Source organism: Methylorubrum sp. POS3 (genome assembly GCF_043352485.1).
Lineage (GTDB): Bacteria > Pseudomonadota > Alphaproteobacteria > Rhizobiales > Beijerinckiaceae > Methylobacterium > Methylobacterium suomiense.
In genome coordinates, this window is record NZ_JAPRBT010000001.1 from 3,598,232 (window position 1) to 3,624,144 (window position 25,913).

Here is a 25,913-nt window from a genome sequence, read left to right on the forward strand (position 1 = left end):
GGCGAGGCTTCAGCCGCCGCCGGCGGTGTCGGGCGAGCCGGCATTGCCGATCGGCTGCTCCGGCTTCTCGGCGTTGCCGGCGGTGCCGGGATTGTTGGTGACGTTCGTGGCGCCCGTCACGCCCGGCGCGGCCGTGCCGAGGGAGCCCGGACCGCCATTGTCGACGCCGCCGGGCTGGACGACCGTGGTGGCGCCGTCGGCGGGGCCCAGGGTCCGCGCGGGCGCGGGCTGCTTGATCTCGGCGGGACCCGCCTGGGCGTGGGCGGCGGTCGCCAGAGGCAGTGCGAAGGGCAGCGCGAGGGCTGCGCGGAACAGCGGCTTCATGGAGGCACCCGTTCGGTTCGTCGGCACGTGCAAGCCGGGGAACCAACGCGAGCGATCGGGGAACGTTCACACCGCGCCGCCGGTACCGGATTCCCCGGCCGGCGGCGATGCGAGGAGGGCCCGCCGGGGCGGCCGACCCTCCTCCGTCTTGGATGTTACTGGCCGGCCGGCTTGTTGGCGGGCGGGGTCGCGGGGGCCGGAGCCGGCGGCGCGCTCGGCTGGGTCGGTGCTGTCGTAGCCGGTGGTGGGGGCGGAGGCGGGGGCGCGTCCTTCTTCTCGTCCTTGCAGGCGGCGAGGCCGAGAGCGAGGAGGCCGAAGACGGGCAGAAGCCGGGCGATACGCATGGTGGGCGATTCCTCCGTTCGTTGTCCGTGGGTCGAACAACGGGGGCGGGAAAACCGTTCCGGGGGCGATCACGACTTCGGCATCACCTGACACAGCTCGCAGAAGAACGTCGAGCGTCCCCCCTGCACGATCCGCGACACGTGACCGGTGCAGCCCCGGGCCTGGCAGGGGAAGCCGGTGCGGTCGTAGACCCGGAAGACGTGCTGGAAGCCGCCGCTCTGGCCGTCGGGGCGGGCGTAGTCGCGCAGCGTCGAGCCGCCGGCGGCGACCGCTTCGGTCAGCACCTCCTTGATCTCCTTCGCGAGTTTCTTGGCCTTCGGCGTCGGGCCGCCGTCGGGCTTGGCCAGGGCGCCGGCGGGCATCGCCGGGTGCAGGCCGGCCCGGTGCAGGGCCTCGCAGACATAGATGTTGCCGAGGCCCGCGATCAGGCGCTGGTCGAGCAGCGCGGCCTTCAGCGGCGTGATCTTGTGGCGGAAGAGGCGGGCGATGGCCGGGCCGTCGAGGGCTTCGCTCAGGGGCTCGATCCCCATGGCGGCGAAGTGGCGGCAGCGTTCGAGATCCTGCGTCGGCACCAAGTCCATGAAGCCGAAGCGGCGGGCATCGTTGTAGGTGACGGTCGCGCCGGTCTCGAAGGCCATGACCACGTGGTCGTGCTTGGGCACGCCGAGCGCCCCGTCGAGGTAGAAATCGCCCGGCGACAGGTTCGAACCGTCGGGCATGGCCACGTCGAAGCGCCCGCTCATGCCAAGATGCAGGATCAGGCTCTCGCCGGAATCGAGCGCCGCCGTCAGGTACTTGGCGCGGCGGGCGAGATCGAGCACCCGGCGCCCCTCCAGCCGCTCGGCGAAGCGCTCGGGGAAGGGGAAGCGCAGGTTCGGCCGGCGTAAGGTGACGCGGGAGATCCGCGCTCCGACCATCGCGGGCGCGAGGCCCCGGCGCACGGTCTCGACTTCGGGCAGTTCAGGCATTTTCTGGGACGAGGCTTCGGAAACGGGATACCCCACCCCTCCCCTCATCCTGAGGTGCCGCGAAGCGGCCTCGAAGGAGGGCTCCAGAGAGCACCGCGCGGTCTGGGGCCCTCCTTCGAGGGCGACGCTTCGCGCCGCCACCTCAGGATGAGGGGAAGGGGTGGGAGGCGAGCGAGATTATAAGCGGTGTCGGCGCGCGCCGCACCGCCGCCTTCCGTCACGGGCGCTCCCCCTGCCGCATGGCGGTTCCGGCGCGCTTTCGCTATGAGGCTCGGCCAGGGGTATCGGACGCGCGGGCGGCACGAAATCGGATGAGCGGCAACACCACCGGAAGCGGCCCGGACAGGGCCGGCGAGGACACCGCCGATTTCGGCTACGAGCGCGTCCGGCTGTCCGAGAAGCAGGCCCGGGTCGACGACGTGTTCCGCTCCGTCGCCCGCCGCTACGACCTGATGAACGACCTGATGTCGGGCGGCCTCCACCGCGCCTGGAAATCGCACCTGATCGGCATGCTGCGCCCGTCGAAGACGCGGCCCCACCGCCATCTCGACGTGGCGGGCGGCACCGGCGACATCGCCTTCCGCACCCTCGAGGCGGGCGGGCCGGACACCCACGTCACCGTGCTCGACATCAACGAGGCGATGCTGCGGGTCGGCGCCGAGCGCGCGGGCGCGAAGTATGACGGCCGCATCGATTTCGTCACCGGCAATGCCGAGACGCTGCCGCTGCCCGACAACAGCTTCGACAGCTACACCATCGCCTTCGGCATCCGGAACGTGCCGCGCATCGATGCGGCGCTCCGGGAGGCACGGCGCGTCCTCAAGCCCGGCGGGCGCTTCCTGTGCCTGGAATTCTCCCGCGTCGACCTGCCGGTGCTGGAGAAGATCTACGACGCCTATTCCTTCCACGTGATCCCGCGCATCGGCGAGCGGGTGGCGGGCGACCGGGAATCCTACCAGTACCTCGTGGAATCGATCCGCAAGTTCCCCTCCCCCGGCGCCTTCGCCGCCATGATCGGGGCGGCCGGGTTCTCGCACGTCACCCATCGCCGGCTGTCCGGCGGCATCGTCGCGATCCACTCCGCCTGGAAGATCTCTTGATCTCTGTCCAGCCTCAGATGCTGGCGGCCGGGTCCGCGGTTGTGAAGCTCACTTCGGCCTTCGCTCCGCTCGACGCCTCGGCTTCCGCACGCCTCCGCCCTTCGGCATTGTCGCCGCGCGGAGTCCGGCCATGCTAGGCGCGGTCTTCCACCTCGCCCGCGGCGCCCATGTCGGCTTCGTGCTGGCCCGAGAGGGCGGGCTCGCGCTGATCGACGCGGATCAGCTGCCGCCGCATCTGCGCTTCGCGCTGCGGCTCGGACGGGCGCTGGAGCGGCGCGGCATCGCCGCCGATCCCGGCGCGAGCCCCCTCGAACGGGCGCTGACCCGGCTCGGACCGTCCTACGTCAAGTTCGGCCAGTTCCTGGCCACCCGCCCCGACATCGTCGGCATGGCCGCCGCCCGCGATCTCGAGCGGTTGCAGGACCGGGTGCCGCCCTTCCCGCAGGGCGTGGCCATGCGGGTGGTGGAGCAGGAATTCGGCAAGCCGGTCTCGGCCCTGTTCACCGCCTTCAGCGAGCCGGTGGCGGCGGCCTCCATCGCCCAGGTCCACAAGGCGACCGTGCTCGACGCCGATGGCACGCAGCGGACGCTGGCCGTCAAGGTGATGCGGCCCGGCGTGCGCGAGCGCTTCGCCAAGGACATTCAGGCGATGCGCTTCATGGCGCGCGTCGTCCAGGCGCTGCTGCCCGATGCCGAGCGCCTGCGCCCGCGGGAGGTGGTGGAGATCCTCGCCCGCTCCGTCACCATGGAGATGGATTTCCGTCTCGAGGCGGCGGCGATGTCGGAACTCGCCCAGAACACCGCGGGCGACGCGGATTTCCGGACGCCGCGCCCCGAATGGGCGCTGACCGCGCGGGACGTGCTCACCAGCGAGTGGATCGACGGCATCCGCCTCAACGACCGGGCCGGCATCGTCGCGGCGGGCCACGATCCGAAGGCGCTCGGGCGCACGGTGATCCAGTCCTTCCTCCGGCAGGCGATCCGCGACGGGTTCTTCCACGCCGACATGCATCCCGGGAACCTGTTCGTGGACCGGGACGGGATCCTCGTGGCGGTCGATTTCGGCATCATGGGCCGGCTCGGCCATGCCGAGCGGCGCTTCCTCGCCGAGATTCTGCTCGGCTTCATCACCCGCGATTACCGCCGCGTCGCCCAGGTCCATTTCGAGGCGGGCTACGTGCCCCGCCACCATTCCGTCGACGACTTCGCCCAGGCGATCCGGGCGATCGGCGAGCCGATCCACCAGCGCCGGGCCGACGAGATCTCGATGGCCAAGGTGCTGACCCTGCTGTTCGACGTCACCGCCCTCTTCGACATGAGCACCCGCACCGAGTTGGTGATGCTCCAGAAGACCATGGTGGTGGTGGAGGGCGTCGCCCGCTCCCTCGATCCGCAGCTCGACATGTGGACCGGCGCCGAGCCGGTGGTGCGCTCGTGGATCACCCGCCATCTCGGCCCCATCGGCCGACTGGAGGGCGGGGCCCGCGCGGCGCTGACCCTCTCCGAGGTCGTCTCGGACATCCCCGACATCGCCCAGCGCATCCGCCGCATCATGATCCGCCTCGACGAGGAGGGCTCGCGGGACGTCAAGGCGCTGGAGCGGATCGCGCATCTGGAGCAGCGCCGGGCGGTGTGGTCGACGCTGGCGCTCTGGGCGATCGCGGTGGGAGCGCTGGTTCTGGCGTTCCGCTAGAGCCGACTCCCATGGGGCGCGGCGTGCGGAGATGGCGATCGCGATCCGGGCGGTGCTGACCGGGCGTGTCGCGCCGCTCGCGCCCGCCTGGCGGATGCTGGACGCGCCGGCTGGACGGCGCGAGAGCGCCGCCGGATCGGCCTGACAGCCCGGCCAGTCCCCTCCGGAGCGCGCCGTAGCGAACCGCCCTGGATTTCGGATTCAGGACGATTCTCCCGATTGCTGTGCTGTATCGGCGTCTTCCGAAAGCCGGCATCCACCTTCGGGCCGAGCCCTAGTCCCGATCGAGCGTGATGTCGGGGGCCTCGGGATTCTTCATGCCGACGACGTGGTAGCCGGCATCGACGTGGAGGATCTCACCGGTCATGCCCTTGGACATGTCGGAGACCAGATAGGTGGCGGTCTCGCCGACCTCGTCGATGGTCACGGTCCGGCGCAGGGGCGCGTTGTACTCGTTCCACTTGAGGATGTAGCGGAAATCGCCGATGCCGGAGGCCGCCAGGGTCTTGATCGGGCCGGCCGAGATCGCGTTCACGCGGATCTGCTTGGGGCCGAGATCGGCGGCGAGGTAGCGCACGGACGCTTCGAGGGCGGCCTTGGCGACGCCCATGACGTTGTAGTGCGGCATCCACTTCTCGGCGCCGTAATAGGTCAGCGTCAGCAGCGAGCCGCCGTTGCGCATGATCTTCTCCGCCCGCTGGGCGATCGCCGTGAACGAGTAGCAGGAGATCAGGAGCGACTTGGTGAAGTTGCCCTCGGAGGTCTCGATATAGCGGCCGGTCAGCTCGTCCTTGTCGGAGAAGGCGATGCAGTGGACCACGAAATCGATGCCGTCCGGAAACACTTCGGCGGTGGCCGCGAAGACGGCGTCGATCGAGGCCGGGTCGGTGACGTCGCAATGGCCGACGACCTTGGCGTTCAGCTCCTTCGCCAGCGGCTCGACCCGCTTCTTGAGCGCGTCGCCCTGATACGTGAAGGCGAGTTCGGCCCCGTGCTGCGCGGCGCTGCGGGCGATGCCCCAGGCGATCGAGCGGTTGTTGGCTACGCCCAGCACCAGCCCGCGCTTGCCCGCGAGCAATCCGCCCGCCTTCTGATCCGACATGCGTCACCTTCGCTTCGGCCAAACGGTCGGCCCTGCCGGAGGCCGCCGCGCCAGGCCGCTTCCTTAGCGGAGGCCCGCCGGAGGGGAAAGCCTGAAGGTCACCATCGGGAGAGAGGCCGTTGGATCGGCTTCTCCCACCCATCCCCCCTCAGAATGAGGGGGGCTTGGCCGGAGACGGCCTCCTACGCCGTCCCCGCCTTCGCCTCGCGACGGCGGCGGGCATATTCGGCCAGGGCCGCGTCCTCGCCCGCCGGCAGGGTCACGGCGGTGGTCGCCAGGAGGTCGCCGCGGCTGCCGTCCTTCTTCGGCAGACCCTTGCCGCGCAGGCGGAAGGTGCGTCCGGAGCTCGTCATCGCCGGCACCTTCATCTCGACCGCGCCGGTCAGCGTCGGCACCCGCAGGGTCCCGCCCAGCACCGCGTCCTCCAGCGGCAGATCGACGGTGGCGCGCAGGTCGGCGCCCTCCACCTTGAAGACCGGATGCGGCAGCACGCGGATGGTCAGCAGCGCGTCCCCGGGCTCGCCGCGCGGGCCGGCCTGACCGCCCAGGCCCCGGAGCCGGATGGTCTGCCCGTCGACGACCCCCTTGGGGACCATCACGTCGACGTCCCGCCCGCCGGGCAGGCCGATGCGCATCTTCTCCTCGCCCGCGATCTGCTCCAGGGTCACGCTGAGCTCGGCCGCGACGTCCTCGCCGCGGGCCGGTCCGCCCCGGCCCGCGCCGGGACCGGCGCCGCCCGCGCGGAACGCCTGATCGAAGATGTGGCTGAGAAAGTCCTCGCCGACACCGCCGGGACCCGCACCGCCCCCGCCCCCGCTCCGGCGCGTGAAGCCCTCGAAATCGAAGGCGCTGCCCCGGCCGCCGCCGCCGAAACCGGAAAAGCCTTCGAAGCCGGACGCGCGGGGCTTGCCCTCGCCGTCGATCTCGCCGCGATCGAACTGGCCGCGCTTGTCCTTGTCGCCGAGGATCTCGTAGGCGGTGTTCGCCTCCGCGAACCGCTCCTTGGCCTTCGGGTCCTTGTTGCTGTCGGGGTGGTAGGCCTTGGCGAGCTTGCGGAAGGCCTTCTTGACCTCGGCCTCGCTCGCGCCTTTCGGCACGCCCAGCACTTCGTAGGGGTTTCGCATCGGGGATCTTTTGAAGGGGTCAACCGTCGAGGGATACGGCCTTGGCCGCCTCGCTTCAACGTGGGAAGGTCGTTGCGGTTCTGCAACACCCTCCAGGCCCTCACCGGACGGCGGAAATTCTCCCGCAGCCCGATCGGCTCAGGATTTGGCGGAGCGCAGCCGCTTCAGTTCCCATTCGCCGCCGGTGAGCTTGCAGCCGGTGCCGCGCAGGAAGCGGCTCTTGCCGCCGGAGCCGCTCGTCCCGCCGTCGTTTCCGGCCACCACCGTCGCCAGGAAATCGCGGCAGATCTCGTCGCCGGCCACGTAGGGCAGGCCGGTCGGGTTGACCGAGCCGCGCATGGCGGTTTCCGGGTTGTCCCACTTCACCGGACGCCCGTTGCCCTGCGGATCGAGGGCGGTGGTCAGGGCGCTGTGGGCGCGGCGCCAATCCTCGTCGCCGAGATCCGGGCCGAAGCGCGTCGGCCGCTTGGCGATGCTGCCGGTCACCAGCGGCTCGGGCGCCGGCGCCTCCTTCGTCTGGAACGACAGCACCGGTCCGCTGCATCCGGCGCAGGCCGCGACGACGAGACCCGTCGCCACCCACGCGAACGCCGCCGGGACATCCCGGACGAGCTCTTTACACCGACGCAGACGCATTACACCTGAACTCGAGGCAGACTAAAGGGTCCGTCTAGGGTGTGATGCCCGTGCCGGTGCCCCCCGACCCGGATGCCACAGGGGTGAAAATGGCCATCGATCGGTTAAGAGAGGGTGAGCCGGCGGGCGCCGGGGTCGATTCAGGCGACTTCACGTTGTCGTCAGACCCCTTCGCCCTGTTCCGGGTCTGGATGGCGGAGGCCGAGGCCGCCGAGCCCGAGGACGCCAACGCCATGGCGCTCGCGACCGCGGATGCGGACGGCCTGCCCGACGTGCGGGTGGTGCTGCTCAAGGGCTTCGACCGGCGCGGCTTCGTGTTCTACACCAACGCCCAATCCGCCAAGGGCGAGCAGCTGGCAGCCAATCCGCAGGCCGCCCTCGTGCTGCATTGGAAATCGCTGCGCCGTCAGATCCGCGCCCGCGGGTCGATCGCGCCGGTGACGCCAGCGGAGGCCGATGCCTATTTCGCCAGCCGTCACCGGGACAGCCGCATCGGCGCCCTCGCCAGCCAGCAATCGCGCCCGCTCGCGGACCGTCCGACCCTGATGGCCGCCGTCGCGGAGCTCTCGGCGAAGTACGAGAACGGTCCCGTGCCGCGTCCCGAACATTGGCGGGGCTTCCGCCTCGATCCGGTGCGGATGGAGTTCTGGCAGAACGGCGATTACCGCCTGCACGATCGGGTGCGCTTCACCCGCGACGGCGATGGCTGGACCCGCGCGCGCCTCTATCCCTGAGGCGGGTCCAGCAGGGCGCGGATCGCGCCGATCAGCTGGTCCTCGGTATAGGGCTTGCGGATGAAGCGGCCCTGGGACGGCACGTCGCCGTCCTTGGGCCTCACCTTGCCCGAGGTGATGATGATGCCGATCTGCGGCGAGCGCCGGTGGATGCAGGCGGCGAGCTTGATGCCGTCGATGCCGAGCGGCATGTCGATATCGGTGACGACGATCCGGATGCCCACCTCCCGGTCGAGGATGCGGATCGCCTCGTTGCCGTTGGTGGCCTCGCGCGTCGAGAAGCCGGCATCGCCGATCATCGTCACCGCGGCGTAGCGCGTGACGGTGTCGTCCTCGACGACGAGCACGGTCGGCCCGGGCAGCGCATCGCTCAAGCTTCCTGTCCCCGCCGCTCGCGACCCGCCCGGCTCCGCGCTCGCATGGAACGCCCGGCCGGACAACCTGCCCTAACGGCGATCCGTCCCCCATCGATCCGCGTTCCGCGCCCCCAGATCGCGGAATGACACCCGGGCAATCCCGTCCGGTCGTCCTGGGCCGATCCGCCCCGGAGGGGTCTTTCGCATTGCAGCGTCGACCCTGGATTTCCGCCCTCGCGCAGCTTAGACCTGGGGGCGGACAGGCCCCTCACGCGCCGCCGCGCGAACGGGGTAGCGAGGGACCAGACTTGGCCTCATCCAACGAACGTCGACGGGTGATGCTGCTCACCGGCGCGAGCCGGGGGATCGGACACGCCACGGTGAAGCGCTTCTCCGCCGCGGGCTGGCGCGTCATCACCTGCTCGCGCCACCCGTTTCCCGAGAATTGCCCCTGGGAGATGGGACCCGAGGATCATCTCCAGGTCGATCTGGCCGACGCCGCCGACACCGTGCGCGGCGTGCGGGAGGTGGCCGAGCGGCTGGCCGCCGAGGGCGGGCTGCTGCACGCGCTCGTCAACAATGCCGGCATCTCGCCGAAGGGCCCCGACGGCGCGCGGCTCGGCGCCCTCGCCACCGAATATGCCGACTGGGCCCGCGTGTTCCAGGTCAATTTCTTCGCGCCGATCCTGCTGGCGCGGGGGCTGTGCGATGAGCTGAAGCGGGCCCGCGGCTCGATCGTGAACGTCACCTCCATCGCCGGGTCGCGGGTCCATCCCTTCGCGGGCGCGGCCTACGGCACCTCGAAATCGGCGCTTGCCGGGCTGACGCGGGAGATGGCCGCGGATTTCGGGCCGCTCGGGGTGCGGGTCAACGCGATCTCGCCGGGCGAGATCGACACCTCGATCCTCTCGCCCGGCACCGACAAGCTGGTGGAGCAGATCCCCCAGAGGCGCCTCGGCACCCCGGACGAGGTCGCCAAGGCGATCTACTTCCTCTGCACCGAGGCCTCCTCCTACGTGAACGGCGCCGAACTCCACATCAACGGCGGCCAGCATGTCTGACCGCCGGGCGGCCCTCGCCGCCCTGCTGTGCCTCGCCGCCCTCCCCGCCGCCGCCGAGCCCGCCGCGCCGCAGGTCGATCTCCTCGCCCTTCCCTTCCGCGTGACGGCGATGCGCGGCCCCGGCAGCGAGGTGGCCCTGGCGGTGGCGACCTCCGGCCTCCTGCCCGTCGCCCACGCGAGCGCGGGCGCCGACCCCAAGCGCGCGCCGAAGCCGGCCGAGGGGCCGGTGCCGGTCGTCGTGGTCTGGGGCGAGGACGGCGGCGCGGTGATCAGCCTCGATGGCGGAACCCTGCGCACCACCCTGGTTGGCGCCGAGGCGATCGAGGGGTTCGCCGCCGCCGAGACGCCCCGCGGGGCGGTGCCGGGCTCGCGCCAAGCGCAGCTCGGCCCCCTCAGCGCCTATCTCACCGGCCCGACCCGGGCACTCGGCGGCGCGCCCGGCCAGGCGGCGGGCCTGACCATCCGCGAGCGCCAACCGCTGGGCGTCACCGCCGAGCCGAAACCCGTGCCGGTGACGACCCAGACGCTGACGCCGGGGCCGGACCAGGTCTTCGCCGGCCGCAGCCCGCGCATCGCCACCCTCGACGGCCGGCCGGCGGTGATCGCCGTGACGGCCCAGGGCACGGCGGGATCGAGTCTCGCCGTAGCGATGAAGAATTCCGAAGGGGATGCGGCCCAAGGAGCAGCCCAAGGCGCGGCCAAAGGCGCGGGCAAGAGCGCGGTTTGGAGCCTGTCGGCGCGGACGCCGCCGCAAGCGGGCGGCAAGCCCGACGGCGCGCCGCTGAGCCTTGCCGGCATCGCGGCCTTTTCCGGGACGGGCGCGTCCGAGATTGCCGCCCTGCGGGCGCCCGACGGCGAGGGCGTGCTTCAGCTCTGGCGCTATGCCGGAGGCGCCCTGACTCTCGCGGGCGCGTGGCCGGGCTATGCCGGGCCGGGGCTCGGCGAGGCGGGGGATCTCGCTGCCGTGCTGCCGGCGGACCCCGCCCCGTCGCTGGTCCTGCCGCTGGCGGGCCGCACCGCGCTCGCCCTGCTCTCGCTCAAGGGCGGGGCCCCGACCGAGCGGCTGCGGCTGCCGCTCCCCGCCCCGGCCGCCTTCGGCGTGGCGGTGCTCGGTGCGGGATCCGGCCCCTGGACGATCCTCGTCGGCCTCGCCGACGGACGCCTCGCCACGGCGCGGGTGACGCCGTGAGCGCGGATGCCGGCGTGCCCGCCGATGACGGTCGCCTGTTTCCGGCCCGCCCCCTGATCGGCGTCTCCATCGCGGTGATCCGGGATGGGCGCGTCCTGCTGGCGCAGCGCGCCAACGAGCCGATGCGCGGCGTCTGGACCCTGCCCGGGGGGCTCGTCGAGGCGGGCGAGCGCCTCGCGGAGGCCGCCCTGCGCGAACTGGAGGAGGAGGTCGGCAGTTGCGCCGAGGTGGTGGGCGCGAGCCTGACGCCGACCGAGATCCTCCTGCGCGACGAGGACGACCGCCTGCGCCATCATTACGTGATCCATCCTCACGCCGCCCGGTGGCGCGCGGTGGAGCCGGCGCCGGGGCCGGAGGCGCTCGCCGTGCGCTGGGCCCGGCTCGACGAGGTCGAGGGCCTCGCGACCACGCCGGGATTGATCGACACCCTGCGCGAGGCGTTCGCGCGCGTATCCCCGTCGGGAGAGGAGACGGCATGAGAGGGCCGGCGAGGTTTGTTCTGGCCGCGCTTCTGGCGTTCGGCGCCTTCGCGCCCGGCCCCCTCACGGTCGCCTCCGACGCGCTCGCCCAGCAGCGCGGCGGGTCCGCCCGCGCACCGGCCAAGCCGGCCGAGAAGGAGAAGGAGCCCCCGCCCCCGGCCGAGCCGCCGCCCGCGCCCTACGATCGGGATCTGCTGCGGCTGTCCGAGATCGTCGGGGCACTCGCCTTCCTGCGCAATCTCTGCGCCGCCCCCGATGCCGCCGAATGGCCGAGCCGCATGAAGGCGATCCTCGACACCGAGGGCGTCACGCCGGCGCGGCGCGACCGGTTGGCCGGCGCCTATAATCGCGGGTTTCGCGGCTACAGCCTGACCTATCGGATCTGCACGCCGGCCGCGGGCGAGGCCGCCCGGCGCTACCTCGCCGAGGGCGAGCGCCTCTCCCACGCCATCGCCGGCCGCTTCGGCGGCTGAGCGCCGCTGCCGATCCGGCGCCGTCCCCGCACGACGGCGATCCCTCCCCTCACCCGCCCCCGGCCCGGCGGATGTCCGAGGCGCTCTGTGACCCCTGTGCCACAGGCCCGAGCCCTTACGAAAAACCTTCGCAATCGAGCGTCCGCGTTAACCTCTCCGCAATTCCCTGCTTTCCGGCCCGTCCGCGACGCCGTATCGTGTCGATGTCTTGCCGGCATCATGTCGGCCGGGAATTGAAGACTGCGCCATGATCCATGACCCCGCTCCGTTCGAATCCGATCCGGAGAGCAAGCGCGCCGCGCTGGGCCTCGTGACCGAGGCTTTCGCCGAGGGCTGCCTCGACGGAATCGACGGCGATTGCATGGCCCAGGCCGCCCTGTTCGCCGCCTTCCAAGAGCTCGTCGCCACCTATGGCGAGGACGCCACCGCCCGCTACGCCGAGACCCTGCCCGAGCGCATTCGCGGCGGCGGCTTCACGACGACTCTGCAACATTGACGAAGATCACAGCGCCCCGGTGATGCGTATTCGCGCAACCGGGGTCGCCCTTTGATCCGCCGGCCATCGCTTTCCGATCAGAGCGGTCCGGATGCCGATAAAGATCAAATCAACAACAAGTTAATACAAAAAATTTTGCCGATAATTCTTTCGTCTTCGGACGAAAACGATGTTTCTCATTTTCTGTATGCAGCGAGACGTTGTGTCGTGCAATTGTAGCGATATGTCTTCCATGGCTTTCGCCAACTGCATGTAGGGTTCGCGTGATGCGTTTTGCGATCAAGTATCGTCGAATCGACCCGGAAGTCGTTCATCCCTCCCAGATCTTGGCAACCGATATCGAAGGACAGCGCTTGGCGGGCAAGCTGGTGCGGAGCCTCGCGGGCGTCTTCGAGGAGCATGGCTGCGACCTGCCGCCGATGACCCATTGGTTCCGCAGCCGCAACGGCCTGCACCTCATCTGGGCACAACCGCAATAGGGCCCGCCGCCCTCACCCGGTCGGCAGGGCCTCCTCGAACAGCACCGCCTCGCCCCGCGACGGGGTCACCAGCTCGCCCTGCCACATCACCGGCACGCCGCGCACCACGGTGCCCACCGGCCAGCCGGTGACGGTGAGCCCGTCATAGGGGGTCCAGCCGCATTTCGAGGCGATCCATTCGTTGCGGATCGTCTCGCGGCGCTTCAGATCCACCACCGTGACGTCGGCATCGTAGCCGAGGGCGAGCCGCCCCTTGCGGGCGATGCCGAACAGCCGCTTCGGCCCGGCGCTCGTCAGATCGACGAGGCGGGCGAGGGAGAGCCGGCCCGCCGCCACGTGGTCGAGCATGATCGGCACCAGCGTCTGCACGCCGGTCATGCCGGAGGGCGAGTCGGGATAGGGCTTGGCCTTTTCCTCGAGGGTATGCGGCGCGTGGTCGGAGCCGAGCACGTCGACGATTCCGGAGGTCAGACCCTGCCAGATCCCCTCGCGATGGGCGGCGTCGCGCACCGGCGGGTTCATCTGCACCAGGGTGCCGAGGCGGGCATAGGCCTCGCCCCCGTCGATCGTCAGGTGGTGGGGCGTCACCTCGACGCTCGCCACGTCCTTCGCGGCCCCCAGGATCGGCATCTCGTCCGCCGTCGAGATGTGCAGGATGTGGATGCGCGCCCCGGTCTCGCGGGCCAGCGCGATCAGCCGCTCCGTCGCCTTCACGGCGACCTCCGGCGAGCGCCAGACCGGGTGCGAGGCCGGATCGCCGGGCACGCGCAGGCCCTTGCGCTCCCGCAGCATCGGCTCGTCCTCGGAATGGAAGGCGGCGCGACGGCGGATGTTCTTCAGGATCGCGCGCACGCCCGCATCGTCCTCGACCAGCAGCGAGCCGGTGGAGGAGCCGATGAAGACCTTGATGCCCGCCGCCCCCGGCAGCCGTTCCAGGACGGCGACCTCGTCGGCATTCTCGTGGGTGCCGCCGACCCAGAAGGCGAAGTCGCAATGCATCCGGTGATGGGCGCGACTGACCTTGTCGGCGAGCGCCTGCGCCGTCGTCGTCTGCGGGTTGGTGTTCGGCATCTCGAACACCGTCGTCACGCCGCCCATCACGGCGGCGCGCGAGCCCGTCTCCAGGTCTTCCTTGTGATCGAGGCCGGGCTCGCGGAAATGCACCTGGCTGTCGATGACGCCGGGCAGGAGGTGCAGGCCGCGGCAATCGCGCCGCTCGGCCGCCGCCGCGTTCGCGAGATCGCCGATGGCGGCGACGCGGCCCTGGCGGATGCCGAGATCGGCGCGGTGCGCGCCGTCGTGGTTCACCAGCGTGCCGCCGGCGAGGACGAGATCGAAGGGGGTGTCCATCGGGGCTCTTCCTTGGCTCGGCCGTTCTTGGCTCGGCGTTCTTGGCGCGACTCGGGGCTCGGGCGATTGAGGCCGGGATAGGCGCGGCTTATGTCAGCTGCCGAGACCATGCAACGCCGCCCCGAACGGTCGCCCTCAGGAGAGACCATGCCGATCGCCCTGCTGCCGGACCGCGCCGTCGTCACCGTCACCGGCGCGGACGCGACCCCCTTCCTCCAGGGCATCCTCACCTGCAACGTCGAGTCTCTGCCCGAAGGCGAGGCGCGCCTCGGCGCCCTGCTGACGCCGCAGGGCAAGATCCAGTTCGATTTTCTCGTGTCGCGCGACCGCGAGGGCGGTTTTCGCCTGGATGTCGCGGCCGAGCGGGTGCCCGATCTCGTCAAGCGGCTCGGGCTCTATCGCCTGCGCGCCAAGGTGGGAATCGCCGCCGATCCGACCCTCGGCGTCGCCGCCGCCTGGAACGGAGCGGAGACGGCGGCCGAGACGATCCGGATGCGCGACAGGCGCCTGCCCGCGCTCGGTGAGCGCCTCTACTTCGCGCTGGGGGCCTTCTCGGCGGATGCCTCGGAGGACGATTACCACGCCCACCGCATCGGCCTCGGCGTGCCGGAGGGCGGGCGCGACTTCGCGTTCATGGATGCCTTCCCGCACGAGGCGCTGATGGACCAGCTCGGCGGCGTCGACTTCCGGAAGGGCTGCTATGTCGGCCAGGAGGTGGTCTCGCGTATGCAGCATCGCGGCACCGCCCGCACCCGCATCGTGCCCCTGGTCTTCGCCGAGGGAGCGGCTCCGGCGCCGGGGACCGAGGTGGTGGCGGGCGCCCGCAGCCTCGGGGTGACCGGCAGCATGGCGGGCGGGCGGGGGCTCGCCACGATCCGCCTCGACCGCCTCGGCGATGCGCTGGCCGCCGGCGAGCCGGTGCGGGCCGACGGCCGCATCGCGGGCGTGGAGAAGCCCGCCTTCGCGACCTTCGCCTTCCCCGCCGACACGGCCGCCGCCGGATGAGCACGGCGCCCGACGGCCTGATCACGACCCATCCCGACGGCTGCCCGCGCTGCTGGTGGCCGGGGCTCGACCCGATCTACGTCACCTATCACGACACCGAGTGGGGCGTGCCGGAAGACGATTCCCGCGCCCTCTACGAGAAGCTGATCCTCGACGGGTTCCAGGCCGGCCTGTCCTGGATCACCATCCTGCGCCGCCGCGAGGGGTTTCGCCGCGCCTTCGCGGGATTCGAGCCGGAGCGCGTCGCCCGCTTCACCGAGGCCGATGTCGAGCGGCTGATGGGCGATGCCGGCATCATCCGCAACCGCGCCAAGATCCGCGGCGCCATTGCCGGGGCCCAGGCGTGGCTCGCCATCGAAGAGGCCGGACCCGGATTCTCCCGCTTCCTCTGGGATTTCTGCGACGGCCGACCGATCCAGACGAATCCGAAGACCCGCGCAGACATCGCGACCGAGACCGAAGTCTCGAAAAAAATGGGCAAGGCCCTGAAGCAGAAGGGCTTCACCTTCGTCGGCCCCACCATCGTCCACGCCTTCATGCAGGCGGTCGGCATGGTCAACGACCATCTCGTCGGCTGTCATCGCCACGCCGTCTGCGCCGCCCTCGGCGAGCGCCCCCGCCCGTGAACGCGCCGACGCGAACGCCCAAGAAACCGCGCGCCTGGCAGCGGATGCTGTCGGGCCGGCGGCTCGACCTGCTCGATCCCTCCGCCCTCGATATCGAGATCGCCGACATCGCCCACGGCCTCGCCCGGGTGGCCCGCTGGAACGGCCAGACCGCGGGGCCGCACGTGTTCTCGGTCGCCCAGCACTCGCTGCTCGTCGAGGCCATCGGCAACGCCCTCGCTCCCGGGCTGAGCCCGCCGGAGCGGCTGGAATTGCTGCTGCACGACGCCCCCGAATACGTGATCGGCGACATCATCTCGCCGCTCAAGAACGCCATCGGCGACGCCTATCGCACCGTCGAGCGGCGCCTGCTCGCGGCGATCCGCCAGCGCATCGGCCTGTCCGCGCCAAGTCCCGCCCTCGCCCGCCTCGTCAAGCGCGCCGACCGAGTCGCGGCCTATTGGGAGGCGACCCGGCTCGCGGGCTTCTCCCTGATCGAGGCCGACCAGATTTTCGGGCGGCCCCCGGCCTTCTCCGATACGGCGATGCCGGAGATCGAGGCGCTGCTCACCCCCCGCCCGACCGCGGAGGCCGAGGCGACCTATCTCGCCCGCCTCGGCGCGCTTCAGGCGAGCCTCTGACCGTCATGCCCTGCCTCTATGTCTGCCCGCTGTCCCGGCTGCCCGAGACGCTCGCGGCGAGCGGCGCCCGCCACCTCGTCACCCTGGCGACGCTCGGGAGCCCGGGGCTTGCCATCGAGCGTCCGGCGGGGATCGCCCCGGAGCATCACCTGCGGGTCGGGTTCAGCGACATCGTCGCCCCGATGGAGGGCCACCTGCCGCCGGGCGAGGCGCATGTGCGGGCCGTCCTCGATTTTGCGTCGGCCTGGGACCGGCGGCACCCGCTGGTCCTGCACTGCTATGCCGGCATCAGCCGTTCGACGGCCGCCGCCTACGCGGTGGCCTGCGCGCTCGCCCCGGAGCGGGACGCGGCGGAACTCGCCCAGGCTTTGCGCCGGCTCGCCCCGAGCGCCACGCCGAACCGCCTGTTCATCGCGATCGCCGACCGTCTGCTCGGGCGGGACGGCCGCATGAGTGCCGGCATCGCCGCGATCGGCCGGGGCGCCGAGGCGTTCGAGGGCACGCCCTTCCGGTTCGTGCTGGATGAGGGCGCATTCCCACCGAAGAACGCCGGTTCGCCGCAAGAAGGGGCGACACGACAAGAGTGACCCGTCCCGATGCGATCGGTTTTGGAGACGGTTCCGGGGCGCCGCCGATGCCCGAATAGCCTCGGCTGACGCTGCCCCGCGCGCGTCTTTCATCGGCATCGAGGGCTTCGACCTCCTTTATCCGCTCGCATCAACGTGGCCCTGGATCGGTCGCACGCAATCCATCCGGGCTTGTGCGACCCGTGCCGGACCGTCATAACCCGCGCAACGGGGGGATCGGCCGGGGACATCGGGATGAACGCTCAACGACCTGCCGCGCCCGCGGAGGCGCTGCCGGACGATCTTCCGTTCGAGCGGGCGATGGAGCAGCTCGAAGAGATCGTGCGCCGGCTCGAACGCGGCGACGTGCCCCTCGACGAATCCGTGGCGATCTACGAGCGCGGCGAGGCGCTCAAGCGCCATTGCGAGGCGCTGCTGAAGCGGGCCGAGGCTCGCATCCAGACCATCGCGATCGGGCCGGACGGCCGGGCCGCCGGGACCGCGCCGCTCGATATCGACTGAGCGGCGGATGCATTTGACACAAAACGAAGACCCCCATCGCGCGCGACGGTTCGCGCGCTGTTTCTCACTTCGGGCATGAGGCTGCTCCGGTGGCACTAGCGGACACGACGATCCTCGAGGGTCTTGAGACGCCCGACCGGCTGCGGCTCCTGCCGGAGAGCGAGTTGCAGAAGGTGGCGGACGCGGTGCGCGCCGAGATGATCGACGCGGTGTCGGTCACCGGCGGCCATCTCGGCTCGGGGCTCGGCGTGGTCGAGCTGACGGTGGCGCTGCACCACGTGTTCGACACCCCCGACGACCGCATCGTCTGGGACGTCGGCCACCAATGCTACCCGCACAAGATCCTCACCGGACGGCGCGACCGCATCCGCACCCTGCGCCAGGGTGGCGGCCTGTCGGGCTTCACCAAGCGCTCGGAGAGCGAGTACGACCCGTTCGGCGCGGCCCATTCCTCGACCTCGATCTCGGCCGCGCTCGGCATGGCGGTCGCGCGCGACCTCGCCGAGGCCGAGGCCAGGGCGACGGGGGCCGAGCCGGGCCGGCGCCGCAACATGGTGGCGGTGATCGGCGACGGCTCGATGTCGGCGGGCATGGCCTACGAGGCGATGAACAATGCCGGCGCGCTGCATTCGCGCCTCATCGTCATCCTCAACGACAACGACATGTCGATCGCGCCCCCCGTCGGCGCGATGTCGGCCTATCTCGCCCGGCTCGCCTCGGGTCTTGCCGTGATCGACGTGACCGATCGTGCCGATGTTGCAGTGCGGCTTCGTGCGGCTGAACTTTTCCTTGCCCATCGTGCATTCCTATCCCGGACACGCCGGCCAATGCCGGACGTAAAGGCGCCGACCGCTTAGAGGCTCGCGCGACGATGATCAAGCGATTGCTTGACGATCGGTCCGGTCGATTTGGCCACAGGCGTCCGCGACCGCATCCGCTGCTCCCTTGAGCGCTCGCACCGCTCGACGCCTCGGCTGTCGCCGGGCCGCTCTTCGCGCTCGGGCCTTCGGTGCTGCCGCTCGTTCTGGGGGGATGCCGGGAAGGGTCAGGATCCGGGATCGGGAGTGCCGACCGTCTCGTAGAGCCGCTGCGCCTCCGGCGCGCCGCCGCGGCGCTCGCCGAGGTCGAGGATGCGGACCAGCATCGTACCGTGAGGGGCGGCCACCGTCAGCACGTCGCCGAGATGGAGCGCCTTGGCGGGAGCCTGGGCCCGCGTGCCGTTGACCCGGACATGTCCGTCGGCGACGAGCCGGGCCGCCATCGACCGGGTCCGGGCGAAGCGCGCGAACCACAGCCACTTGTCGAGGCGCTGACGCCCCTCGCTCATGCCGCGAGGGGACGTCTCTGGGGCCGGGCGGCCCTCAGCGCTTGCCCCCGTCCGATTCGAGCTTCGCCTTCAGGGCGGCGAGCGCCGCGAAGGGCGAATCGGGATCGGGCTGGCGCTCGCGGCGGGGCGGGCGCTGCTCCTGGGGCGGGCGGCGGTTGTCGTCGCGGCGGTCGGGCCGGTTGCGGGGGCCGCCGTCGCGGCGCGGGCCCTGCCCCTCGCCGCGGTTCTCGCCACGGCCTTCGCCCCTGGCTTCGGGCCGGGGCGGACGACCGCCCTCGGGCCGATCCTCGCGGGGACGGCGCGGACCCTGGCCCTCGCCCGGACGTCCATCCCGGTGGCCGCCTTCACGTGCCCCTTCGCGACTCTCTTGCCGGCCGTCCTGGCGCCCCTGGCCACGGCCGTGGCGGGGGCCGGAATGGCGCTGCGGACGGTGCAGATGCCAGACCTCGATGGTCTCGGGCTCGGCCGGCGCGGCGTCCGTGTCCGCCACGGGGGCGGCATCGTCGGCCGGCACCGAGGAATCGGCGGCATCGACCGCCTCAACCTCGCCGGTCACGGCGGCGGCCTCGACGGCCTGCGCGGTCTCGGCCGGCATGGGTGCGGTGTCTTCGCGCGAGGCCGTTTCCGCGCTCGGCGCCGCTGCGGCCGGCTCGGCGCTCTCCTCGGCCGGAGCCGCCACCGGCTCCTCCGGGGCGTCCACCGAAGTCTCGGATGCCGGCTCCTCGGCCTGGGTCTCGGAAGACGGGGTTTCGGAGGCCGCCGGGGCGGGTGCCGCCTCGGCCTCGCTCGCTTCACCGTCCTGATCGGACGACTCGGGCTGCGGGGCGTCGGCCTCGCCCGAAATCGACTCGTCGGCGACCGTCTCCTGCGGCGCGGCCTCGGCTGGGCGGGCCGCCGGGACGGTCGGGGCAGCGGCGATCAGCGGCACGGTGATGGCCGGGCCGGGGCGCGCCTGGGCGACGTAGCCGAGCGACTTCAGGATCGAGGCGAAATCCTCGCCCGAGCAGCCGACCAGCGAGGTCATGTTGACGGTCGCGACGAAGCCGTCGCCATCCGCCGTCCCGGCCGGCGGCTCGCCGACGGTGGTGCCGGGCCGATAGGCGATGGCCGGGCGGATGAGGTCGGCCAAGCGCTCGAGGATGTCGACGCGCACCGCGCGCTCGCCGCAGACGCGGAAACCGGCCGCGCGGTAGAGGCCCTTGGCGATCGCCGGATCGACCTTGATCGAGGTGCGGCCGGAGCCGGCCAGATGGGCGATCTCGTCGAGCCCCGGCTGGTCGAGGCCGCCGCTCTTGAGGGCCCAGAGCTGGGCGGCGAGGGTGCGCGGCGCGGGCTTCAGCAGGGCTGGCAGGAAGATGTGGTAGGCGCCGAAGCGCACCCCGTGGCGGCGGAGATTGGCGCGCCCGTCCTGATCGAGGCTGCGCATCTCGTGGGCGACCTTGGCGCGCTCCAGCACGCCCAGGGCCTCGACCACCTGATAACCGATGCCGCGGGCGAGCCCGGTCAGATCGGCGGCGCTCTCGATCTCCATCAGCGGACCGAGCAGGCGCACCACGTGGGCGCGCAGCCACGCGCTCAGCCGTGTCTCGACCTTCTCCCGCGACGGGCCGGCGAGGCTGTCGTCGGCGATCAGCCGCAGGCCCGGCTCGAACAGCTTGTCGCCGGGCGTGAGCTTGGCGACCGGGTCGCCGGTCCAGCGGATCACGCCGTCATGCGACAGCACGAGGGCCGAATCGGCCGCCGAGGCGAAGCGGTCGGCCCGCGCCTCGATCTCGCCCGCGAGCGCCTTGTCGGCGGCCGAGCGCAGGGTCTTGGCCTCGTGCCCCTCGGCCTGAGGGTCCGGCACGAATTGGAAGCCGTGCAAACGGCCCACATGTTGACCTTCGACGGTGACGTCACCGCCGGAGGTGATTTCGGCTTCCAGCATCGTCTTCTCTCTCAGGCGCCGCATCAGGACGCTGGTGCGCCTGTCGACGAAGCGGCTTGCAAGGCGCTCGTGCAGGGCGTCGGACAGCCTGTCCTCTACCCGACGCGTCTCGCCCTGCCAATGCAGAGGATCGAGCAACCAGTCGGGGCGATTCGCCACGAAGGTCCAGGTGCGTCCCTGCGCGATGCGCTGCGACAGGGCATCGATGTCGCCGTCGGTGCGGTCGATCATCGCCACCTGCCGGGCGAACCAATCGTTGGGGATGCGCCCCGCCATGCCCCGCATCAGGAAGCGGTAGAGCTGGGCGACGAGGTCGGCATGGGTCTGCGGATGGACCTTGCGGTAGTCCGGCAGGCCGCAGGCATCCCACAGGCGTCGCACCGCCGCGGGCCCCTTGGCCATGTCGCGAATGTCGTCCTCGCGCATCAGGATCTCGAATGCCTGCTGATCCTCGCCCATGGGGGCGCGGGTCAGGCCCTGCTCCTGCGGATGCACGTCGAGGCTGGCCTGCAAGGCCTCCAGCGAGCCGAAGTCGAGGTCGGGGTTGCGCCATTGCAGGATGCGCAGGGGCTCGAAATCGTGCGTCTCCAGAGCCTCGACCATCTCCGGCTCGAAGGGCGGACAGCGCCCGGTCGAGCCGAAGGTGCCGTCGGAGGTGTGGCGCCCGGCGCGGCCCGCGATCTGGCCCATCTCGGCCGGCGTCAGCTTGCGGAAGCGGCTGCCGTCGTATTTCCAGTTGGCCGCGAAGGCCACGTGATCGACGTCGAGATTGAGGCCCATCCCGACCGCGTCGGTGGCCACCAGATAATCGACGTCGCCCGACTGGTAGAGCTCGACCTGGGCGTTGCGGGTGCGGGGCGAGAGCGCGCCGAGCACCACCGCCGCGCCGCCGCGCTGGCGCCGGATCAACTCGGCGATGGCGTAGACCTCCTCGGCCGAGAAGGCCACGATGGCGGTGCGGTGCGGCAGCCGCGAGATCTTCTTCTCGCCCGCGAAGGTCAGCTGGGAGAGGCGGGGCCGCGTGGTCGTCTGCACGCCCGGGATCAGCGACTGCACCAGCGGCAGCATGGTCGAGGAGCCGATCAGCAGCGTCTCCTCGCGGCCGCGCCGGTAGAGCAGGCGGTCGGTGAAGACGTGGCCGCGATCCATGTCGGCGGCAAGCTGGATCTCGTCGATCGCCACGAAGGCGACCTCGAGGTCGCGCGGCATCGCCTCGATGGTGCAGATCCAGTAGCGCGGCCGGTCCGGCTTGATCTTCTCCTCGCCGGTGACGAGGGCGACGTTCTCGACGCCGACCTTCGCCACGACGCGCAGGTAGACCTCGCGGGCGAGGAGCCGCAGCGGCAGACCGATCATGCCGGTGGGATGCTGGAGCATCCGCTCGATGGAGAGGTGCGTCTTGCCCGTGTTGGTGGGCCCGAGGACCGCCGTCACGCCGCGCGCGCGGGACTCGCGGGAAAGGGTGCGGAGCGTCATTCGGCGGGGACGTTCCCTACGGCCCGGAGCCGTCGGAGAGGCGGGAGAACCGCTACGGGCGCGGAAAGTGGCCGCGGCGGCCCCCTTCATATGGGTCGCCGGGGCCCGGCCTGCCAACCGGGCTTCCCAGTCTTGCGCCAGATCCTGAACCAAGTCCCGGATAGAGATGGATGTCGATCTGCGCCGGGGGCACCTGCGGAGCCAGCTCGCTGCACAGCGTCTGCGGCATCGCCGTCAACGGCCCGCGGCGGGGCGGACGACGCTCGACGAGTTCGGCGGAGGAGAACGCGTCGGGGCCGCAATCGAGGCCGGCCCCGAGGGGCTCTGCCCGCGCCGCGGACGCGACGAGGCACACGAAGAAAGCGGCGCATAGTCGAGGCGGGGAGGGGAACGCGATCATGGGCGCCGCCCCCTTCGCGGCCTCTTCACCACCTTTTGAGACGCCCCTCAGCGGCCCGAGAGGCTCGCCTCCGCAACCGTCGCGGGGGTCACGTCGCCGCCCTGGGCGGTGCTGGTGCCGGTCTGGGTCCAGCGGGTCGCCTCGATGATGTTGGTGCCCAGCGTCGTGCGCACGGCGATCCGCATCGGCACCAGCACCCGCGCCGCCTCGACGGGGGCGAGCCAGACCGACATGTCGCGGTTCTCTTCCATGAACTTCACACCGGGCCGGTCGGGCCGGTGGCCGGCGATGGCGACGTAGCGGGCGTTGCAGACCAGCACCGGCCCGCTGTAGCCGGGCTTCTGAATCTCGCGGGTCTCGCCGTAGCTCAGCACCACGTCGAAGCGGGTCGCGCCGTCGAAGACCGGCAGGGTCCGGTTGCAGTTCTCGGGGTCGAGAAGCGCCCCCTTGGTGCGGGCCGGCATGGCGAGCGCGCTCGCCGGATCGACCACGCCGCGCTTGGCGGCGGCGGTGACGGGCACCCGGTCGCCGGTATCGACGAGCGGCGGGGTCACCTCGGACTGGGTCACATTGCCGCCCGCCAGCGCCATGCGCACGGCGATGCCCGAATTGCTGGTGCGGGTGGCGATGGAGAAGGCGCTCGGCAGCGGACCGGTCGCCAGCGTGCCGCTGGAGCGAGCCGAGCCCTGCCCGCCGGTCACCGCGCCGACCAGGCCGGTGAGCACGGCCGAGACATCCATGCGGTAGCGCGGGCCGTCGAAGGCTCCGGTGAGCTGCGCGTTGCCGATGGGAATGCCGGCGAGATTGACGCTGTAATCGATGGTCACGCCCGCCGCGGCCCGGGCCTTGGCCGAGCGCGGTGCGGCCTGTGCCCCGACCGCCGGCACGGCAAGAGCCGCGGCGAGGAGGAGGGACGAGGCGCGGACGAGGGGCTTGGCGCGCATGATCGGGACTCTGGGCGGTTCCACGCTCCCGGCCCGCCTCGGGACGAGGCCGACGGGATGCGCAGGTTATCGCGCTGCCATGGTTAACAGACCGTTGGGCCGGCGCCAGCCCCCAGGATCCGGTGGGGCAGGGGGCAAGCCGGTGCGCGGGCCGCACCGCCGCCCTCAGCCGCCCGCGGTCCAGACCTGCCCGTGATAGACGAAGCGCCCGCCCTCGCTCGCCAGCGCGGCGAGGCCTCCGAAGGCGGGATCCTTCACGGTGATGACGCTGGTCGGGATCTCCCGCATCTGCGCCGCGAAGGGCGCCTTGCGCTCGAACGCTTCCCGGAAGCCGCCCTCGCGCAGCAGCGGGACGATCCGCGGCGCGATGCCGCCGCCGATATAGACCCCCCCGGTCGCCAGGAAGGTGAGGGCGAGGTCGCCGCAGACGCGGCCCAGGAGATGGCAGAACAGATGCAGCGCCTCCTGCGCATGCGGATCCTCGCCCGAAAGCCCGGTGCGGGTGATCTCGGCGGGGTCGCAGAGGGGGCCTTCGCCGCCCGCCCGCACCGCGCGGATCGCTGCGTGGAGCCGCGACAGGCCGGGGCCTGAGAGAAGGGTCTCGACCGTGATGCGGTCGTCGGTGCGCTCGACCGCCGACCAGATCCGGGCCTCCGCCTCGTCGGCGGGTCCGAGATCGGTGTGGCCGGCTTCCGTCGAGACGATGGCGAGGCGATCCTCGTAGGGCACGAGCGCCGCCGCCCCGAAACCGGTGCCGGGGCCGAGGACCACCCGCGGCCCCGGCGCGTCACCGCGCTCCGGCCCGATCGTCGTCAGGTCGTTGGGGGCGATGCCCGCGGCGCCCGCCGCTACCGGCACGTAATCGTTGACGATCGTGACCCGGGACAGGCCGAAATCCCGCCCGACCGCCTCCCCCGCGACCACCCAATGGGCGTTGGTGAGCTGCACCGCCGGGGCATCGACCCGGCCCGCGATGGCGAGGATCGCCGAACGGGGCGCCGGGGCTCCGCTCTTGCCCAGCGAGGCGCGGATCGCCGCGCTCGGGTCGGCATGGCCCGCGGTCGGCTCATGCGAGAGGACCTGCGGGGCCGCGCCCTTCGTCTCGATCAGGCCGAAGCGGGCATTCGTCCCGCCGATATCACCGACCAGCACCGGAAATTCGAACATGCTTTTCCGTCGTCTCTCGCCGCGCTCTGCCGCGGCGACCTTAACAGAGGGTCTGCGGGCCGGTCGACAAGCGGGTCAGGCCGACGGCAGGGCGTCGGGATCGATCACCCCGCCCTCGGCCCAGGCGGAGAGCAGCGCGCGCACGTCGGCGGGGGTCGCGAGGCGGCGGGCCGCCACCGTCTCGCCCTCGCCGATCCGCACGCTGATCCCGCCATCCTCGTTGACCGAGGCGAAGGCGATCTCGTCGGTGCGGTCGTCGCCCAGGAACATCGCCCGGCGCCCGGCATAGGGGGCGGCCTCCATCAAGGCCCGGATGGCGTGCCCCTTGGTGGCGTCGGCGGGCACGATCTCGCCCACCGCCTTGCCGAGCTGCAGCCGGTAAGCGCTGCCGAGATCGGCCGCCACCGCCTTGACGATGGCTTCCGCAGCCTCGGCATCGGCCGGCGCGGCGAGGCGCCAATGGACCGCGACGGAGGCGCCCTTGTCCTCGATCAGCACCGCCTCGTAGCGGGCGGTCTCGGCCTGGAGCCGCTCGACACCCGCCCGCAGGGCCGGATGATCCTCGGGTCGCCCGCCGCTGACGACGCCGTCCACCCGCCGCTCGACCCCGTGCAGGCCGGCCACATCGAACCGGGCGGGCGCCAGGAAATCGTCGATCACCGCCACGGGTCGCCCGGTCACGATGGCGAGCGCCCCACCGAGCCTAGTGCGCAGACGCTCCAGCGTCGGCACGAGTCCGGGATCGACCGTCACCGCGTCGGGTCGCGGGGCGATCTCGACCAGCGTGCCGTCGAAGTCGAGGAACAGGGCGTAATCTGCAATGTCGCTCACGGCGTCGTCCTTCTCCCTGGGTGATCCTGCGCTAGCATGAGCGTCGGAGACGACAAACCGGCGATACGACACCGACGGAGGCGCCCGTGCGACCCATCCCCGTCCGCCCCGGCCCGGGGCAGGAAAGCGTCTGGGACTATCCCCGCCCGCCCCGGCTGGAGCCGGTGCCCGAGCGGTTGACGGTGATCCTGGGCGGGCAAACTATCGCCGCGACGACGGCCGGCTTCCGTGTGCTCGAGACGAGCCATCCGCCGACCTACTACGTTCCGCCCGCCGACATCGTCGAGGGGGTGCTCGGGCCTCCGCGCCGGGCCGGAATCTGCGAGTGGAAGGGGCGGGCGGTTCTGTTCGACGTGACCGGCGGCGGACGCCGGGCCCCGGGCGCGGCCTGGGCCTATCCGGACCCGACGCCGGGCTTCCGGCCCATCGCCGGCTACGTCGCCTTCTATGCCGGGCCGATGGATGCCTGTCTCGTCGGCGACCAGCGGGTCGAGCCGCAGCCCGGCGGCTTCTATGGCGGCTGGATCACGCCCGGCCTCGTCGGGCCGTTCAAGGGCGGGCCCGGTACGATGGGATGGTGACGGATCCGGGCT

General features: G+C 71.6%; 28 protein-coding genes and 1 pseudogene. 16 read left to right on the plus strand and 13 right to left on the minus strand.

Features of this window, described 5'->3' with window-relative positions:
• Window positions 1-9 precede the first annotated feature (9 nt).
• The 3 genes from OWC43_RS16625 to mutM all read right to left on the minus strand — a co-directional run bounded on the left by OWC43_RS16625 (window position 10) and on the right by mutM (window position 1,637).
• Window positions 10-324 carry a hypothetical protein gene (locus OWC43_RS16625; RefSeq protein WP_393957479.1) on the minus strand — a complete coding sequence of 105 codons (315 nt, stop codon included), beginning with the start codon at window positions 322-324 and terminating at the stop codon, window positions 10-12.
• 155 nt (window positions 325-479) lie between these two features.
• Window positions 480-668: a hypothetical protein gene (locus OWC43_RS16630; RefSeq protein ID WP_238308601.1), complete on the minus strand. Its 189-nt coding sequence runs from the start codon at window positions 666-668 to the stop codon at window positions 480-482.
• A 69-nt stretch (window positions 669-737) separates the two neighbouring features.
• Window positions 738-1,637: a bifunctional DNA-formamidopyrimidine glycosylase/DNA-(apurinic or apyrimidinic site) lyase gene (mutM, locus tag OWC43_RS16635; protein ID WP_393957480.1), complete on the minus strand. Its 900-nt coding sequence runs from the start codon at window positions 1,635-1,637 to the stop codon at window positions 738-740.
• Window positions 1,638-1,948: 311 nt separating this feature from the next.
• Here mutM and ubiE point away from each other — a divergent pair, with 311 nt between their 5' ends.
• Together ubiE and ubiB are read left to right on the plus strand one after the other, a co-directional pair.
• Window positions 1,949-2,737 carry a bifunctional demethylmenaquinone methyltransferase/2-methoxy-6-polyprenyl-1,4-benzoquinol methylase UbiE gene (ubiE, locus tag OWC43_RS16640; RefSeq protein ID WP_137831819.1) on the plus strand — a complete coding sequence of 263 codons (789 nt, stop codon included), beginning with the start codon at window positions 1,949-1,951 and terminating at the stop codon, window positions 2,735-2,737.
• Between the two features lie 130 nt (window positions 2,738-2,867).
• Window positions 2,868-4,430 carry a 2-polyprenylphenol 6-hydroxylase gene (ubiB, locus tag OWC43_RS16645; RefSeq protein ID WP_393957481.1) on the plus strand — a complete coding sequence of 521 codons (1,563 nt, stop codon included), beginning with the start codon at window positions 2,868-2,870 and terminating at the stop codon, window positions 4,428-4,430.
• 274 nt (window positions 4,431-4,704) lie between these two features.
• On the opposite strand, the gene fabI is transcribed toward ubiB, so the two are convergent.
• The 3 genes from fabI to OWC43_RS16660 form a co-directional block, all read right to left on the minus strand.
• Complete coding sequence (gene fabI, locus OWC43_RS16650) at window positions 4,705-5,532, minus strand: enoyl-ACP reductase FabI (RefSeq protein WP_137831817.1); 828 nt, start codon at window positions 5,530-5,532, stop codon at window positions 4,705-4,707.
• Between the two features lie 182 nt (window positions 5,533-5,714).
• Window positions 5,715-6,656, minus strand: a complete 942-nt coding sequence (locus tag OWC43_RS16655; protein ID WP_238308602.1) for a DnaJ C-terminal domain-containing protein — start codon at window positions 6,654-6,656, stop codon at window positions 5,715-5,717.
• A 138-nt stretch (window positions 6,657-6,794) separates the two neighbouring features.
• Entirely contained in the window at window positions 6,795-7,292 is a 498-nt protein-coding gene (locus OWC43_RS16660) for an RT0821/Lpp0805 family surface protein (RefSeq protein ID WP_137831709.1), read from the minus strand.
• Between the two features lie 89 nt (window positions 7,293-7,381).
• On the opposite strand from OWC43_RS16660, the gene pdxH reads away from it, so the two are divergent.
• Entirely contained in the window at window positions 7,382-8,026 is a 645-nt protein-coding gene (gene pdxH, locus OWC43_RS16665; RefSeq protein WP_393957482.1) for a pyridoxamine 5'-phosphate oxidase, read from the plus strand.
• Here the strand turns inward: pdxH and OWC43_RS16670 are convergent.
• Entirely contained in the window at window positions 8,017-8,400 is a 384-nt protein-coding gene (locus OWC43_RS16670; RefSeq protein WP_393957483.1) for a response regulator, read from the minus strand. The two genes, pdxH and OWC43_RS16670, sit on opposite strands and share 10 nt — an antisense overlap.
• A 320-nt stretch (window positions 8,401-8,720) precedes the next feature.
• On the opposite strand from OWC43_RS16670, the gene OWC43_RS16675 reads away from it, so the two are divergent.
• The 6 genes from OWC43_RS16675 to OWC43_RS16700 all read left to right on the plus strand — a co-directional run bounded on the left by OWC43_RS16675 (window position 8,721) and on the right by OWC43_RS16700 (window position 12,559).
• Window positions 8,721-9,443: an SDR family NAD(P)-dependent oxidoreductase gene (locus OWC43_RS16675; RefSeq protein ID WP_137831712.1), complete on the plus strand. Its 723-nt coding sequence runs from the start codon at window positions 8,721-8,723 to the stop codon at window positions 9,441-9,443.
• Entirely contained in the window at window positions 9,436-10,632 is a 1,197-nt protein-coding gene (locus OWC43_RS16680) for a hypothetical protein (protein ID WP_393957484.1), read from the plus strand. The genes OWC43_RS16675 and OWC43_RS16680 overlap by 8 nt, the downstream gene beginning before the upstream one ends.
• Window positions 10,629-11,111 carry an NUDIX hydrolase gene (locus OWC43_RS16685; protein WP_171015613.1) on the plus strand — a complete coding sequence of 161 codons (483 nt, stop codon included), beginning with the start codon at window positions 10,629-10,631 and terminating at the stop codon, window positions 11,109-11,111. The genes OWC43_RS16680 and OWC43_RS16685 overlap by 4 nt, the downstream gene beginning before the upstream one ends.
• Window positions 11,108-11,584 carry a TIGR02301 family protein gene (locus tag OWC43_RS16690; RefSeq protein WP_137831706.1) on the plus strand — a complete coding sequence of 159 codons (477 nt, stop codon included), beginning with the start codon at window positions 11,108-11,110 and terminating at the stop codon, window positions 11,582-11,584. Before OWC43_RS16685 ends, OWC43_RS16690 begins: the two co-directional genes overlap by 4 nt.
• 247 nt (window positions 11,585-11,831) lie before the next feature.
• The gene (locus tag OWC43_RS16695; protein ID WP_056238899.1) at window positions 11,832-12,080 is read left to right on the plus strand and encodes a hypothetical protein; all 249 of its coding nucleotides are present in this window, start codon (window positions 11,832-11,834) and stop codon (window positions 12,078-12,080) included.
• 266 nt (window positions 12,081-12,346) lie between these two features.
• Window positions 12,347-12,559, plus strand: a complete 213-nt coding sequence (locus tag OWC43_RS16700; RefSeq protein WP_137831705.1) for a hypothetical protein — start codon at window positions 12,347-12,349, stop codon at window positions 12,557-12,559.
• Between the two features lie 12 nt (window positions 12,560-12,571).
• Here the strand turns inward: OWC43_RS16700 and OWC43_RS16705 are convergent, their stop codons facing one another.
• Window positions 12,572-13,909 carry a dihydroorotase gene (locus tag OWC43_RS16705; protein ID WP_393957485.1) on the minus strand — a complete coding sequence of 446 codons (1,338 nt, stop codon included), beginning with the start codon at window positions 13,907-13,909 and terminating at the stop codon, window positions 12,572-12,574.
• A gap of 147 nt (window positions 13,910-14,056) precedes the next feature.
• On the opposite strand from OWC43_RS16705, the gene OWC43_RS16710 reads away from it, so the two are divergent.
• The 6 genes and pseudogenes from OWC43_RS16710 to OWC43_RS16735 all read left to right on the plus strand — a co-directional run.
• Window positions 14,057-14,914: a YgfZ/GcvT domain-containing protein gene (locus OWC43_RS16710; protein ID WP_393957486.1), complete on the plus strand. Its 858-nt coding sequence runs from the start codon at window positions 14,057-14,059 to the stop codon at window positions 14,912-14,914.
• Complete coding sequence (locus tag OWC43_RS16715; protein WP_393957487.1) at window positions 14,911-15,540, plus strand: DNA-3-methyladenine glycosylase I; 630 nt, start codon at window positions 14,911-14,913, stop codon at window positions 15,538-15,540. Before OWC43_RS16710 ends, OWC43_RS16715 begins: the two co-directional genes overlap by 4 nt.
• Window positions 15,541-15,584: 44 nt before the next feature.
• Complete coding sequence (locus tag OWC43_RS16720) at window positions 15,585-16,160, plus strand: hydrolase (protein WP_393958575.1); 576 nt, start codon at window positions 15,585-15,587, stop codon at window positions 16,158-16,160.
• A 5-nt stretch (window positions 16,161-16,165) separates the two neighbouring features.
• Window positions 16,166-16,747, plus strand: a complete 582-nt coding sequence (locus OWC43_RS16725; RefSeq protein ID WP_393957488.1) for a tyrosine phosphatase family protein — start codon at window positions 16,166-16,168, stop codon at window positions 16,745-16,747.
• A gap of 234 nt (window positions 16,748-16,981) precedes the next feature.
• Complete coding sequence (locus OWC43_RS16730) at window positions 16,982-17,248, plus strand: exodeoxyribonuclease VII small subunit (RefSeq protein ID WP_137831701.1); 267 nt, start codon at window positions 16,982-16,984, stop codon at window positions 17,246-17,248.
• An 89-nt stretch (window positions 17,249-17,337) separates the two neighbouring features.
• Window positions 17,338-17,970 (plus strand): annotated as a pseudogene (locus OWC43_RS16735) (1-deoxy-D-xylulose-5-phosphate synthase N-terminal domain-containing protein); the annotation flags it as partial.
• Window positions 17,971-18,293: 323 nt separating this feature from the next.
• Here OWC43_RS16735 and OWC43_RS16740 read toward each other — a convergent pair.
• The 5 genes from OWC43_RS16740 to otsB all read right to left on the minus strand — a co-directional run bounded on the left by OWC43_RS16740 (window position 18,294) and on the right by otsB (window position 25,320).
• Window positions 18,294-18,575 carry an RNA-binding S4 domain-containing protein gene (locus tag OWC43_RS16740; protein WP_393957489.1) on the minus strand — a complete coding sequence of 94 codons (282 nt, stop codon included), beginning with the start codon at window positions 18,573-18,575 and terminating at the stop codon, window positions 18,294-18,296.
• Window positions 18,576-18,609: 34 nt separating this feature from the next.
• Complete coding sequence (locus OWC43_RS16745) at window positions 18,610-21,978, minus strand: helicase-related protein (RefSeq protein ID WP_393957491.1); 3,369 nt, start codon at window positions 21,976-21,978, stop codon at window positions 18,610-18,612.
• A gap of 447 nt (window positions 21,979-22,425) precedes the next feature.
• Entirely contained in the window at window positions 22,426-23,322 is an 897-nt protein-coding gene (locus OWC43_RS16750; RefSeq protein WP_137831825.1) for a DUF3108 domain-containing protein, read from the minus strand.
• Between the two features lie 165 nt (window positions 23,323-23,487).
• A complete protein-coding gene (locus tag OWC43_RS16755; protein WP_393957492.1) occupies window positions 23,488-24,489 on the minus strand; it encodes a glucokinase in 1,002 nt (333 codons plus the stop codon).
• 75 nt (window positions 24,490-24,564) lie between these two features.
• On the minus strand, window positions 24,565-25,320 hold the full coding sequence (otsB, locus tag OWC43_RS16760; RefSeq protein WP_393957493.1) for a trehalose-phosphatase: 756 nt from the start codon (window positions 25,318-25,320) through the stop codon (window positions 24,565-24,567).
• An 86-nt stretch (window positions 25,321-25,406) separates the two neighbouring features.
• Between otsB and OWC43_RS16765 the strand changes: the two genes are divergently transcribed.
• A complete protein-coding gene (locus OWC43_RS16765; RefSeq protein WP_393957494.1) occupies window positions 25,407-25,901 on the plus strand; it encodes a DUF427 domain-containing protein in 495 nt (164 codons plus the stop codon).
• The last annotated feature ends 12 nt before the right edge of the window (window positions 25,902-25,913 follow it).